Origin of the sequence: Kitasatospora sp. NPDC048722, from assembly GCF_040650235.1 — a bacterium.
GTDB lineage: Bacteria > Actinomycetota > Actinomycetes > Streptomycetales > Streptomycetaceae > Kitasatospora.
The window spans coordinates 40,604-53,301 of record NZ_JBEZGX010000001.1 but is presented as its reverse complement, the minus strand read 5'-3'; the positions used below and the strand labels follow the sequence as shown (position 1 = coordinate 53,301).

14 protein-coding genes are annotated in these 12,698 nt (G+C 75.2%); 5 read left to right on the top strand and 9 right to left on the bottom strand.

Annotated elements, in window-relative coordinates; translation table 11 throughout:
* Positions 1 to 114 precede the first annotated feature (114 nt).
* Positions 115 to 1,284: a M20 family metallopeptidase gene (locus AB0C76_RS00260; protein ID WP_359957224.1), complete on the top strand. Its 1,170-nt coding sequence runs from the start codon at positions 115 to 117 to the stop codon at positions 1,282 to 1,284.
* Positions 1,285 to 1,349: 65 nt separating this feature from the next.
* On the opposite strand, the gene AB0C76_RS00255 is transcribed toward AB0C76_RS00260, so the two are convergent.
* The 8 genes from AB0C76_RS00255 to AB0C76_RS00220 all read right to left on the bottom strand — a co-directional run bounded on the left by AB0C76_RS00255 (position 1,350) and on the right by AB0C76_RS00220 (position 7,794).
* A complete protein-coding gene (locus tag AB0C76_RS00255; protein ID WP_359957221.1) occupies positions 1,350 to 1,988 on the bottom strand; it encodes an AMP-binding protein in 639 nt (212 codons plus the stop codon).
* Positions 1,989 to 2,056: 68 nt separating this feature from the next.
* Complete coding sequence (locus AB0C76_RS00250; RefSeq protein WP_359957219.1) at positions 2,057 to 2,284, bottom strand: phosphopantetheine-binding protein; 228 nt, start codon at positions 2,282 to 2,284, stop codon at positions 2,057 to 2,059.
* A 5-nt stretch (positions 2,285 to 2,289) separates the two neighbouring features.
* Positions 2,290 to 2,931, bottom strand: coding sequence for an isochorismatase family protein (locus AB0C76_RS00245; RefSeq protein ID WP_359957216.1), 642 nt, complete (start codon positions 2,929 to 2,931; stop codon positions 2,290 to 2,292).
* Positions 2,932 to 2,935: 4 nt separating this feature from the next.
* Positions 2,936 to 4,696, bottom strand: coding sequence for a (2,3-dihydroxybenzoyl)adenylate synthase (locus tag AB0C76_RS00240; protein WP_359958053.1), 1,761 nt, complete (start codon positions 4,694 to 4,696; stop codon positions 2,936 to 2,938).
* 68 nt (positions 4,697 to 4,764) lie between these two features.
* Positions 4,765 to 5,994, bottom strand: coding sequence for an isochorismate synthase DhbC (gene dhbC, locus AB0C76_RS00235; protein ID WP_359957213.1), 1,230 nt, complete (start codon positions 5,992 to 5,994; stop codon positions 4,765 to 4,767).
* Positions 5,995 to 6,196: 202 nt separating this feature from the next.
* Positions 6,197 to 6,976: a 2,3-dihydro-2,3-dihydroxybenzoate dehydrogenase gene (locus AB0C76_RS00230; protein ID WP_359957210.1), complete on the bottom strand. Its 780-nt coding sequence runs from the start codon at positions 6,974 to 6,976 to the stop codon at positions 6,197 to 6,199.
* A gap of 227 nt (positions 6,977 to 7,203) precedes the next feature.
* Positions 7,204 to 7,533, bottom strand: a complete 330-nt coding sequence (locus AB0C76_RS00225; protein WP_359957207.1) for a hypothetical protein — start codon at positions 7,531 to 7,533, stop codon at positions 7,204 to 7,206.
* 12 nt (positions 7,534 to 7,545) lie between these two features.
* Positions 7,546 to 7,794, bottom strand: coding sequence for a CYTH domain-containing protein (locus tag AB0C76_RS00220; protein WP_359957204.1), 249 nt, complete (start codon positions 7,792 to 7,794; stop codon positions 7,546 to 7,548).
* A gap of 113 nt (positions 7,795 to 7,907) precedes the next feature.
* Here AB0C76_RS00220 and AB0C76_RS00215 point away from each other — a divergent pair, with 113 nt between their 5' ends.
* Positions 7,908 to 8,312 carry a hypothetical protein gene (locus AB0C76_RS00215; RefSeq protein WP_359957201.1) on the top strand — a complete coding sequence of 135 codons (405 nt, stop codon included), beginning with the start codon at positions 7,908 to 7,910 and terminating at the stop codon, positions 8,310 to 8,312.
* Here AB0C76_RS00215 and AB0C76_RS00210 read toward each other — a convergent pair.
* Positions 8,248 to 9,432 carry a CapA family protein gene (locus AB0C76_RS00210; RefSeq protein WP_359957199.1) on the bottom strand — a complete coding sequence of 395 codons (1,185 nt, stop codon included), beginning with the start codon at positions 9,430 to 9,432 and terminating at the stop codon, positions 8,248 to 8,250. The genes AB0C76_RS00215 and AB0C76_RS00210 overlap by 65 nt on opposite strands.
* A 287-nt stretch (positions 9,433 to 9,719) precedes the next feature.
* On the opposite strand from AB0C76_RS00210, the gene AB0C76_RS00205 reads away from it, so the two are divergent.
* The 3 genes from AB0C76_RS00205 to AB0C76_RS00195 all read left to right on the top strand — a co-directional run bounded on the left by AB0C76_RS00205 (position 9,720) and on the right by AB0C76_RS00195 (position 12,686).
* A complete protein-coding gene (locus AB0C76_RS00205; RefSeq protein ID WP_359957196.1) occupies positions 9,720 to 10,970 on the top strand; it encodes a M48 family metalloprotease in 1,251 nt (416 codons plus the stop codon).
* Between the two features lie 29 nt (positions 10,971 to 10,999).
* Positions 11,000 to 11,422 (top strand): MarR family transcriptional regulator, encoded by a 423-nt coding sequence (locus AB0C76_RS00200; protein WP_359957193.1) that lies wholly within the window; start codon positions 11,000 to 11,002, stop codon positions 11,420 to 11,422.
* A gap of 73 nt (positions 11,423 to 11,495) precedes the next feature.
* Positions 11,496 to 12,686, top strand: coding sequence for a PP2C family protein-serine/threonine phosphatase (locus AB0C76_RS00195; RefSeq protein ID WP_359957190.1), 1,191 nt, complete (start codon positions 11,496 to 11,498; stop codon positions 12,684 to 12,686).
* Positions 12,687 to 12,698 lie beyond the last annotated feature (12 nt).

Below are 12,698 nucleotides of genomic sequence, written 5' to 3'. Positions count from 1 at the left end.
CCGGCAAGGGAGACGGCAAGGGGGACGAACAACTTAGGTTAGCCTAACCTAATGTCATACGATCTGGTCAACGGCCCGCTGGAGCGCGGGCCCTGACGATCGGAGACACCCGCCGTGCCGCTCACCACGACCAAGCAGGCCGTCCGCGAGCGCGTCCACGCTCACCGCGCGGACCTGCTCGCGCTCAGCCACCGCATCCACGCCCACCCCGAGACCGCGTTCGCGGAACACCGGGCGGCGGCCTGGTGCGCCGAACTGCTGGCCGCCCACGGATACGTGGTCACCGCACCCGCGGGCGGCCTCGACACCGCGTTCACCGCAACCCTCGGCAGCGGGCCGACGACCGTCGCGCTCGTCTGCGAGTACGACGCGCTGCCCGGTCTCGGCCACGCCTGCGGACACAACCTGATCGCCGCCGCCGGCGTCGGGGCGGCGCTCGGGCTCGCCCCGTACGCGGACCGGCTCGGGCTGACGGTGCGCGTGATCGGCGCACCGGCGGAGGAACGCGGAGCCGGGAAGGTCCTGCTGCTCGACGCGGGCGTGTTCGACGGGGTGGACGCCGCGATGATGGTGCATCCGTGCCCGGTGGAGGTCGCGGACTTCCGGTCGTTCGCGCTCGGCACCCTGTCCGTCCGCTACAAGGGTCGCGCCGCCCACCCGAGCCTCAACCCGCACGAGGGCCGCAACGCCGCCGACGCGCTGACCGTCGCCCAGGTCGCCCTGGGGCTGCTGCGCCAGCACCTTCCGCCGCAGTGGCGGGTCCACGGCATCACGACGGCCGCCGGGACGGCACCCAACCTCGTCCCGGACCGGGCGAGCGCCGAGTACGAGCTGAGGGCGACGGCGGCCGAGGACCTGGCGAAGCTCCGGGAGCGCGTCGAGGCCTGCTTCCGCGCCGGGGCGCTCGCGACCGGCTGCGAGGTGGCGCTGACGCGGCCCGAGCCGGACTACCTCGACATGCGCGGCGACGCCGGGCTGCTCGCCCTGTGGCGTGCGAACGCGGCGGCGCTGGGCCGCCCGGATCCGGTCGAGAGCGGACCGTTCGCCTGCACCGACATGGGCAACGTGTCGCACGCGGTACCGGCGATCCATCCGGTCCTGGACATCACCGGCGGCGCGTGCGCCCCGCACGAACCTGCCTTCGCGCAGGCGGCGGTGTCGCCGGAGGGCGACCGCGCCGTCCTCGACGGCGGTGTCGCCATGGCGTGGACGGCGGCGGACTTCGCGGCGGGCCGGTCGGTGGCGGGAGGGCTGACGCGGGAACCAGGGAGGGGGGACCGGTGACAGATGACAACTTTCAGATGACAGATTTTGAAATCTGTCATCTGAAAGTCGTTCGCTGTCGGCCGTCAGCCGTCAGCGAGCACGATCGCCGCACCTGTCCGCAGCGGCCAGAAGTACGCCCACGTCGGCAGCCCAGCCTGCAGGACCTGGTCGTCCGGGCCCAACCGGTACGCCGCCTGGAGCTCGCGCACCCGGCGGTCCGCCTCCCCGTGCGTCAGCCGGATGGCCGACGGGCGGGGGCCCGGGCCGTGGGCGACGCACAGCGGGTGCTGCGGCGTCAGTGCCCGCGGCGGGTCGGTGGCGAGCCCACCGCCGACCGACAGGTCGTCGGCCTCCAGCACCAGTACCGGAGTCGCCTCGACCAGGGCACCCACGTCTCCCGGCTCCCCCGACTCCCCGGGTTCCGCCCGCTCCGGGGTCAGGAACGCCGCCCCCGACTTGGCCACCGCCAGCAGCGCGGTCAGCAGGTCCACCGGTCTCAGCCGGCTCAGCCCGACGACCGTGCCAGGCCGGGCGCCCCGCGCGGCCAGGGCGCGCGCCAGCCGGTTGGCCGCCGCGTTCAGCTCGCCGTACCTCACCACCGCCCCGCCCGCGAGCACCAGCGCGGGCGCGGCGGGCGTCCGGGCGGCCTGCGCCTCGACCGGGCCGATCACGGTGGTCGGCGGGTGCTCCGCCGCCCGCTCCGGCCGCGCACCACCGATCACGGTGACCGCGATCGCAGACGCGACGGCAGGCGCCGTAGCGGGCGACGCAACCGGCGCGGCCACGGCCGTCACGCCGTCGCGCCCAGCAGCGCGGCCCAGGCCCCGACCTCCGGTCGCTCGGCCAGCCGCACGAACGCGACGTCCGCCCCCTCGGCCCGCCAACGCTCGGCGAGCGACATCAGCCGAACCGAGTCCAGCCCCCAGTCCGCCAGGTCCTCGTCCAGCGGGATGCCCGCCGGGTCCTCGCCGAGTAGGTCGGCGACCTCGGCCCGGATCCGCTCCACGGTGAAGGCCATGGCGCTCACTTCCCTTCCAGCATGCTCAGAACGGTGTCGGTGGTGGTGACCCGCCCGCAGCGGCCGGCCACCCAGGAGAGCGCGGCGAGGTGCTCGTCCGGCCCGAAGTCGGCGACGGCGTCGGCCACCACGAAGGCCGGCAGGTCGCGCGTCCACGCGTCGCAGGCCGTGGCCTGGACGCCGATGTGGGCGTAGACACCGGTGATCACCAGCTGGTCCCGGCCCGTCTCGCACAGCAGGCGCGCCAGCTCGGTGCGGACGAAGGCGCTGTACTTCCACTTGGCCAGGACGGTGTCCCCGGGGGCCGGTGCCACGGCGTCGGCGATCGCCACCGCGTGCGGGTCGTCCGGGATCCCCGGGCCCCAGAAATCCTGCTGGAGCCCGCGTTCGGTCGCGCTCTGCCCGCCGGGCTGGGCCGAGTACACGACCGGGACGCCCCGGGCACGGGCCGACTCGGCCAACCTCCGAACGTTGCCGAGGAGTTCGGGCACCGGGGCGGCGGACGTGTCGAAGGCGGAGAGGTAGTGGTTCTGCAGGTCGTGCACCAGGAGGACGGCGCGCGACGGATCGACCGTCCAGGCCACCCGGCTGGCGGGCAGCTCGGCGGCGCCGGGCATGGGGTACGAGGGGATGCGGGGCAGGCCCACGGCGTCACTGCTTTCGGTTCGGGCCGGCGTTCGGGCCGGCGTTCGGGCCGGCGTTCGGGCCGGCGTTCGGGCCGGCGTTCGGGCCGGCGTTCGGGCCGGCGTTCGGGCCGGCGTTCGGACCGGTGGCCGTACGGAGGGAGGTGGCGATGGCGGCTCGCAGGTCCTTCTTGCTCACCTTGCCGATGCCGGTGGCGGGGAAGGCGTCGACGAACTCGACCCGGTCCGGCACCTTGTAGTCGGCGAGCCCGCGCCCGCGGACGAAGCGCTTCAACTCGACCACCTTCGGAGGCCGTTCGCGCTCGGACCGCCGCAACACGACGTACGCGCAGGTGCGTTCCCCGAGGTAGGGGTCGGGCATCGACACCACCGCCGCATCGTGCACGGCCGGGTGGGCGAGCAGGTGGTTCTCGATCTCCTCCGCGGCGACCTTCTCGCCGCCGCGGTTGATCTGGTCCTTGGCGCGGCCCTCGACCACGAGGTGGCCGGTGGAGGTGCGCCGGACGAGGTCCCCCGTGCGGTAGAAGCCGTCCGCCGTGAAGGAGTCGGCGTTGTGTCCGGGCGCGTTCCAGTAGCCGCGGATCGTGTACGGGCCGCGGGTGAGCAGGTGGCCGGTGGTCCCGTCCGGCACGTCCCGGTCGTGGTCGTCGACGACCCGGATCTCGTCGTCCGGGGAGATCGGTCGGCCCTGGGTCGTGGTGATGACGTCCTCGGGGTCGTCCAGGCGGGTGTAGTTGACGAGCCCCTCGGCCATGCCGAACACCTGCTGGAGCGTGCAGCCGAGGAGCGGGCCGACCCGGCGGGCGGCCTCCTCGCTGAACTTGGCGCCGCCAACCAGCAGGACCTCCAGGCTCGCGAAGCCGCGCGCACCACGCTCGGCGGCGTCCAGCCAGAGCAGCGCGAGCGGCGGCACCAGGCCGGTGATCGTCACGCCCTCGCGTCCGATCAGCGGGAACGCCGTCTCGGGGCCCGGCTGCGGGCAGAGCACCACCCGGCCGCCCGCGTACAGCGTGCCGAGCGAACCGGGCGAGCTGAGCGGGAAGTTGTGCGCGGCGGGCAGTGCGCACAGGTAGACGCTGTCCTGGTCCAGCCCGCACAGCTCGGCTGAGCCGCGCAGGGAGTAGATGTAGTCGTCGTGGGTGCGCGGGATCAGCTTCGGCACGCCGGTGCTGCCGCCGGAGAGCTGGAGGAACGCGACGTCCCCGGGCTGCGGCTCGCCGAACTCCCCTCCGAGGGGCGAGTCGCAGGGCACGTCGGCCAGTCGCGCGTGCTCCCCTGGGTCCTCGCCCGCCACCAGGACCAGCCGCAGCGCGGGACTCTCCGCACGTACCCGGTCCGCCAGTTCGCGGTAGTCGAAGCCCCCGTCGACGTCCGGGATCACGTACGCGACGGCGCCCGTGAAGGAGCAGAAGTGCACGATCTCGGTGTACCGGTGGGCGGGCAGCGCGAAGACCGGCAGCGCGCCGATCCGGAACAGCCCGAAGACCACTTCGAAGAACTCGGCGACGTTGGGCAGTTGGACCACGACGCGGTCCCCGCGCCGGATCCCCCGGGCCACCAGCCCGGCGGCCATCCGGTCGGCCCGGCGGTCGAGTTCGGCGTACGTCCAGCGCCGTCCCTCCCCCGCCGGGTCGACGATCGCGACGCGCTCGCCGTGCCCGGCGGCGCGTTCGCGCAGCATCCGGCCGAAGGTCTCGCCGCGCCAGTGCCCGGCGGCCCGGTAGCGCACGGCGAACTCGGCCGGGTACGGGGTGAATCCGGCCGTCACCTCTCCCAACGGCGTCGCCTCCTCCAAGGCCGTCGTCCCTTCCGGACGAGCCACCTCCTCCAGGGGCCTCACCGCGGCACCCCCGCCGCGTCCAGGAAGGTGCGGAACTTTGCCTCGGTCTCGGCGAGTTCGTCCTCCGGCCGCGACTGCGCGACGACGCCCGCGCCCGCGAAGACGCGCAGGGTGCGCTCGTGCGCCTCGGCGCAGCGGATGGTGACCACCCACTCGCCGTCGCCGTCCGCGTCACCCCAGCCGACCATGCCGGCGTACAGGCCGCGGTCGAACGGCTCGGTCTCGCCGATGACCCTGCGGGCGACGGGGGTCGGGGTGCCGCACACCGCCGGGGTGGGGTGCAGCGCGGCGGCCAGTTCCAGTGCAGAGGCGGCCGGATCGGCCAGTTCGCCGGTGATCGTCGTCGCGAGGTGCCACATGGCAGCCGTCCGCACGAGGGTCGGCCGCGCCGGGATGTCGAGGGTGCGGCAGTACGGTGCCAGCGCGGCGCGGATGGCGTCGACGACGACGGCGTGTTCGTGCAGGTCCTTGGGAGATTCCAGGAGGGCGGCCGCCCGGCGGACGTCCTCGCCGAGGTCGGCGCTGCGCGGCACCGAGCCGGCCAGCGGGTTGGCGCGGACGGCCGTGCCCCGGCGGGAGAGCAGGAGTTCGGGGCTGGCGCCGATCAGCGTGCGGCCGACGCCGGCGGGGACGGCGAAGGTGTAGCCGCCCGGGTCGCGGCGGGCCAGGCGCTGGAGAACGGCGGGCAGGTCGAGCGGGGCGCGGGAGGTCAGTTCCAGCGTGCGAGCCAGGACGACCTTGCTCAACTCCCGTGCGCGCAGCCGCTCGACGGCCGCAGCGACGCCGGCGCCGTACCCGGCGGGCCCGGGCACCGGGCGCACCTGCCAGTCCACCTGTTCGACCGGCGGTGCGGGGAGGGCTGTCAGCGGGTCGTCGCGCAGTGCGCCGGTGGTGCGGATCCGGACGGGCACGGCGAGTTCGGCCCGCGCGTCGTGGTCGAACGCCACCGCGCCCACCACGAGGGGTCGTTCGACTCCGGCCCGACGGGCGTCGGCGAGCGTGGCGGCGACGCGGGCGGGCAGCGGGCGCCGGTCCTGCGGCACCCGGGCGTGGACGCCGGAGGTGAGCAGGGTGCGGGTCGGCGAGGCGAAGAACGCCTCGTCGGAGGCGGCCCGGTACTGGCCGAGCAGGCCGCTGGCCGCACCGATGACGGTGTGGTCCGGGGCGGGGGTGGCCGCGGGCGGATGTGGTGGGTCCCCGACGGGGGCGTGGTGGACCGTGGTCACCTGGAGTCTCCAGTCTGCGTGGGGTGGACGTCCGGGAGCTGCCCGGGAGCTGCCCGGGAGTTGGCGGCCGGCGGGGGCCTGGGGAGTTGACGGCCGGCGGGGGGAGTTGGCGGCCGGCGGGGGCCTGGGAAGACATCGGCCGGAAAGGAACGGAAAGGGCCTAGCGAGAACGGAACGGCGGCCGGAGGATCCGACGCGCCCGTCAGGCGCGCAGGGTGGCGCCGCCGTCGACGTACAGGTCGTGCATGGTGATGTGCCGGGCCCGGTCGGAGAGCAGGAACAGCACGGCCTCGGCGACGTCGGCGGGTGCGGCGATCCGTCCGAGCGGGATGCCGACCCGCCAGGCCGCCAAGTCTCCGTCGATGACGCGTTGTCGGGCGGCCTCGGCGTCCTCGCTCCAGAGGGAGCGCTGCATCGCGGTGTCGGTCGAGCCGGGCGAGACGATGTTGCAGCGCACGCCCGAGCGGGCGAGTTCGAGCCCGAGGCAGCGGGTGAACATGGTCGCCGCCGCCTTGGAGGCCGCGTAGGCGGCCATTCCGGTGCGCGGCACCCCGGCGGCGTTGGAGCCGACGGTCACGATGGCGCCGCCCCCGCGCTCGGCCATTCGCCGGCCGACCGCGCGGCAGGTGTGGAACACCCCGGTGGAGTTGACGGCGAAGGTGTCCGCCCAGTCCCGGCCGGAGAGTTCGACGGCGGGTGCGGCGCGGAGGATCCCGGCGACGTTCACCAGGGCTCCCAGCGGCCCGAGTCGGCCCTCGACGGACGCCACGACGGTCTCGACGGCCACTGGGTCCGTCACGTCCAGGACGTACGGGCGGATGGCGGGCGACTCCTCGGCGAGCGCGGCGAGCGCCCCGTCGTCACGGTCCGCCGCCGCGACGACGGCCCCCTCGGCGACCAGCGCCCGGACGACGGCCGCGCCGATGCCCCGGGCGGCCCCGGTGACCAGGGCGACCGTACCGGTGAGTTCGGACTGCAGCACGGACTTCCCCTCCGACCAGCTCTCTTAGGTAAGGCTAACCTAACATAGCTGTTCGCCTACGCCCAGACGCCGTGAGGCACGGCGCTCCCGCGGCCGAACCGCCCCGGGCGCCCGGCCTCCTGAAGCCCCGAAAGCCAGCAGCCCTCCCACCGAGACCCACCCACCGGATCTCCGGCCACCGGAACCCCACCGACCGGATGTCCGCCCCTCGGAACCCCGCCCGCAGCTCACCACCCCGTCCGGCCCGCACCTCCCGCACCACGTCGGGCCGACACCGCGTCCGTGTAGAGCTCCGTGGTGAAGTCGCCCTCTTCGATGCCGAGTTCGACCATGAGACCGCGCACCACGGCCAGCGCGGGGGCCAGCTCGCCCGAGGCCTCGGCGCCCGTCTCCACCTCCAGGTACACCCCGTCGAGCCCCGGGACCCGGACGAGGGTCGCGAGGAGACGGCGGCCGTCGCGTTCCACGGCGTAGTTGCGGCAGCGCTTCTCGAAGGCGAGCCGGGGCAGGTACCCGAGGCCCCGGGCGATGCCGTGGGCGGCGCCGGCGTCCGCCACCGCCGTCTCGTGCTAGGGCTTCGAGCCGGACGGTCCGTCCATCCGGGGGCCCTTGTAGGTGAGCAGGGCGCGCCGGGATCCGTCCGCGCCCTCGATCTCGCGGATCCGCAGCTCCCGGTCGCCGTCGAGCAGTTCGCCGCTCGGCGTGTCGTAGTAGGTGTCCCGGTACACCTCCGCCCGCCCCGGGCCGTACCCGCCTTCCAGCTGGCGCAGGACCGCCCCCGGCCGGCGCACGAGCGCCTTCAGTTCCGCCTCGATCATCCGTCCGCCTTCCGGGCCCGCCCGACGGTCCGCCCTGTCGGCCGATCCTGCCACCGTCCGCACGCGCCGAAAACCGGGTGCCGCCGCGCGCCGGCTCTCCTAGCCTTGCGCGCATGTGCACGCGATCGCAGACCTCCCGGCGCCACTACGTGTGCGTGTCCTGCCGGGTGTCGATGAAGCGCCACGGCGCGGCCGGGCGGGACGGGTGTCCGCGCTGCGGTGGGCAGTTGACGGACGCCGGGCACGACCTGGAGGTGCCGGGGAAGCGGGACGCCGCCGGCTGGCGGGCGCTCACGGCGCTGCTGCGTGCGGGCGTGACGTTCCACTCCTCGTGCTGCGACGGTCCCGGCTGGCGCCCGCGCACGCCGCGCGAGGTCCGCGAGCGGCTGGCCGCGTCGCGCGGCACCGGCCTGTCCGCGGCCGCGGCGCTGACCACCCGGGACGTCGGCGAGCTCAGTGCGCGGCGGCGGGAGCGGGCGCGAGTCCCGCGCAGCCGCGCAGGCCGTCACGCCGCTTGAGCGCCGCCTCGGCGGCGGCACCGGTGACGGGCACCGGGACGCCCCGGTCGTCGACCGTCGCCGGGGCGAACGCCTCGCCGGTCACCCGGCCGTCGGCGGTGACGGTCAGCGTGGTGACGCCGGTCTCGTTCGAGAACGGGTAGTTGGAGGTGCCGTACCAGAGGAAGTTGCCGAAGCCGTACCCGACGTACGTGTTCCCGAGCATGCCGGAGCCGACCATCGTGTGGGCGTGGGTGCCGACCACGGCGGTGGCACCGGCGGCGGCGAGCTTCTTCGCGATGGAGGTCTGGGCGGCGGTCGGGCAGGCCTTGCCCTCCTCGCCCCAGTGCAGGTAGACGAGGACGACGGAGGCCTGGCGCTTCGCGTCCTCCACCGCCTTGACCACGGCGGGGACGTCGAGGGCGGAGGCGATGCCCGGCTTGGCGGCGCCGGCGCGCCACTTCTGGTTGGTGAGGTCCTCGATCTGGCTGGCCGCGACCACGGCGACCTTCACGCCGCGCACCGTGGAGACGTACGGCGCGTACGCCTCCTTGGCGGTGCGGCCGACGCCGATGACCGGGATCGGCGCGGAGTCCTTGGCCGCGAGGGTGTCGGCGAGGCCGTCGGCACCGAAGTCGACGGCGTGGTTGTTCGCCATGGAGACGACGTCGACGCCGGAGGCCTTGAGGGCGTCGAGCGCCTTGGGCGTGGTGCGGAAGGTGTAGAGCTTGGGCTCCGGGGCGCCGCGCCCGGTGATCGCGGTCTCCAGGTTGAGCACGGACAGGTCGGCGTCCGCGAGGGTCGCGGAGATCGGACCGAGCGGCGGCTCGGGCGGCTGCACGGCGAGCCGGGCCTCGGTGCGGCCCTCGAAGTGGACGTCCCCGGCGAAGGCCACCCGGATGGTGCCGTCGGGCCGGGGCGCCGTCGGCTTGGCCGTCGCGGGAGCGGGGGCTGCCCCGGAGGCGGTCGGCGCGGCGGACGCCTGCCCGGAATCCGCGGCGGACGCCTTCCCGGACTCCGCGGCGGCGGACGCGGAGTCCCCCGCCCCGGCCGCCGGGTCGTCGGGTCCGCACGCGGCGACGCCGGTCAGCCCGAGCAGCAGCGCGGCGCAGGCGGCGGCGGACGAGACGGCACGGCGCATGAGTGGTTCCCCCCGAGATCGACACCAGCAGCAAGACTGAGCGGCCGCGCAGAGCATCGGCACAAGAGCGGTCAGCCTACGTCACGCACCCGCGCGGTTTCGGCACCGTTCGGACACAGTGCGGACAAGACCGGAGCCGGAACCCACCCGCCCGGAGTCGGAACCCGACCCGCCCCACCCGACCGGCGCAAGGGTGAACCCGCCCGAGGACGGGCCGCACCCCGGCCCGGTGCGCCATGCTGAACCCCGACATCCGCCGTCCAGGACCCCGGAGCCGCACCCCTCCCATGGACACCACCACCACGGACGACTTCACCCCCGCCGAACGCGCCCGCGGCCGGGCCCTGCGCCGCGCCCAGCTCCCGTGGGCGCTGGGCGGGCGGCTGACCGGCCTCGCGCTCACGCTCGTCCTCGGCCTCACCCCCGCCGGGGCGGCCCTGGTGAGCGCCGTCGGCGGCTGGTTCGGCGGCTCCCGCACGGCCGAGGTCCTGGCGGGCGCCGCGGCGCTCGTCGTGCTCGGCCAGGCGGCCCAGCTGCCGTTCGGCGCCGGCGCGCGGACCGTCCGGGCCCGGTACGGGCTGGTGACGCAGGGCTGGGCGGGCTGGGCGCTGGACGCGGTGCGCGGCCTGGCGCTGGCGCTCGTGCTGGCCCTGCCGCTCGCGCTCGGGCTGTTCGCGCTGACGGCGCGGTCGCCGGAGCGCTGGTGGGTGCCGGGGGCGGGCGCGGCGGCGGTGCTCGTCGGGGCACTGTCGTTCCTGCACCCGCTCGTGGTCGAGCCGGTGTTCAACCGCTTCACCCCGATGCCGGAAGGACCGCTGCGGACGGCGCTGCTCGCGCTGGCGGAGCGGGACGGCGTCGGGATCCGCGACGTCCTGGTGGCGGACGCCTCCCGGCGGACGACCGCCCTGAACGCGTACGTGTCGGGACTGGGCGCGACCCGCCGGATCGTCGCGTACGACACGCTGCTGTCGACGGCCGAACCGCGCGAGGTCGAGCTGGTGGTCGCGCACGAGCTGGGGCACGTGAAGCACCGGGACGTCCTGACCGGCACCGTGCTGGGTGCGGCGGGCACGGCCGTGGCGGTGGTGGTGCTGGGTCTGCTGAGCACGTGGCAGCCGCTCCTGGCGGCGGCCGGGGCGGCGGACGCGGCGGATCCGCGGGCGCTGCCGCTGCTGGCGGCGATCGGGGCGCTGCTGGGCGCGTTGTCGGGGCCGGCACAGTGCGCGGCGAGCCGCCGGATCGAGGCCAGGGCGGACCGGCACGCCCTCGAACTGACCTCGGACGCCGAGCAGTTCATCGCGATGCAGCGCAGACTGGCACTGGTCAACGTGTCCGATGTCGACCCGCCCCGGGTGCTTGAGCTACTGTTCGCCACTCACCCCAGCGCGACCCGCCGGATCGCCGCCGCCCGCGCGTGGCGGGCCGAGGTCGCGAACGCCGACGGGACACCGGATGGACCGCCGGACGAGTCGACGGACCAGTCGGCGGACGGACCGACCGGTGGACCGGCGGGCACCCCGCCGAAACCCGTTGTATAGTGCAACAAATCCCGAGGAGGTAGGACGCCGTGCCCGGCCGCCAGACGTCGATCGACACCATCCAGCGCGAGCTGACCGCCTTCGCCCGCCGCGCCCGCCACAAGGCCTCGCAGCTGCACCCAGACCTCTCCCTGGTCACCTACAGCATCCTCGACCTGATCACCGAGCGCGGCGGCTGCCGGGCGGCCGACGTCGCGGCGTACTTCATGCTCGACAAGTCCACCGTCAGCCGACAGGTCACCGCCCTGGAGCGGCTCGGCCTGCTGCGCCGCGAGACCGACCCGGACGACCAGCGCGGCCAGATCCTGCGCGCCACCGACGCCGGGCTCACCCTCCTGCGGGACGCCAACGAGCAGCGCCGGCTGGCCTTCACCGAGCGATTCACCGACTGGTCCGACGCCGACGTCGCCCGCTTCGCCGACTACCTCGCCCGCTACGGCGCCGAGGGCTGAGCCGCCGCTCCCCCGCGGCCCCCGCACGCCGCCCGGGGTGCGCCGCACCGCCCCGACGGTGTACAGAGGAGAGGTGCCACTACGGCAGCGAGACCGTGACCCGCGCCCCCGCGACCGCCGCCGATCGTGGCGGCCCGACCGCCGCGCGCTGACGGCGCTGCCGCTCGCGCTGATCGTCGTCATCACGGTCGTCGACATCCTCTCGCCGCCGTCGATCCACCTCGGCCCGCTGCTGATCGTCGCCCCGGCGCTCACCGCCTCCCTGGCCGGCGCCCGCGCCACGTTCGGCGTCGCCGTGCTGGCGCTCGCCGCGCTCGCCGTCGTCGGCGGCGTCCGGGAGGCGGGCCTCACCACCACGAACATCCAGACCCAGCTCGCCGCCCAGCTCGCCGTCTCGGTGCTCATCGTCGTGCTGCGGGTGCTGCGCGACCGGCACGAGCGCGAGCTGGCCCGGGTCCGCTCGGTCTCCGAGGCCGCCCAGCGGGTACTGCTGCGCCCCCTCCCGGACCGGATCGGGCCGCTGCACCTCGCCTCCGTCTACCTGGCCGCCGAGGCCGAGGCGCAGGTCGGCGGGGACCTCTACGCGGCGGCCCGCACCCCGACCGGCACCCGGCTCCTGGTGGGCGACGTGCGCGGCAAGGGCCTGTCCTCGCTCGGCGACGCGGCGCTCCTGCTCGGCGCCTTCCGCGCCGCCGCCCACCTGCACGCCGAGCTGCCCGGGCTCGCCGCCTACCTGGACGGCAGTGTCTGCTGGGACCTCGCCCAGCTCAGCGCCCAGGCGAGCCGCCGCCGGCTCGTCGGCGGGTCCGGCGACGGGCCCGAGGAGGACACCGGGACGGACGCCAGCAGCGAGTCCTTCATCACCGCCGTCCTGCTCGACTTCCCCGACGACGGCACCGAGGTCCGCCTGATCGACTGCGGCCACCCGCCCCCGCTGCTCCTGCGCGCCGACGGCATCACCCCGCTGGCCGCCGACCACCCGGCGCCGCCGCTCGGCCTCGGCGAACTGGCGCCGGGCGAGTACCAGGTCGAGGTGTTCCCGTTCCGGCCCGGCGACCGGCTGCTGATCTACACGGACGGCGTGATCGAGGCCCGGGACGCCCACAAGCGCTTCTACCCGCTCACCGAACGCGTCGCGGCCTGGCAGGCCGACCGCCCGTCCGTCCTCCTGCACCGCCTGCGCCGCGACCTCCTGGCCCACGTCGGCGGCCGCCTGGACGACGACGCTGCGATGGTCGTGGTGGAGCGGCTCGCGGACGACTGACGCACGGGACCG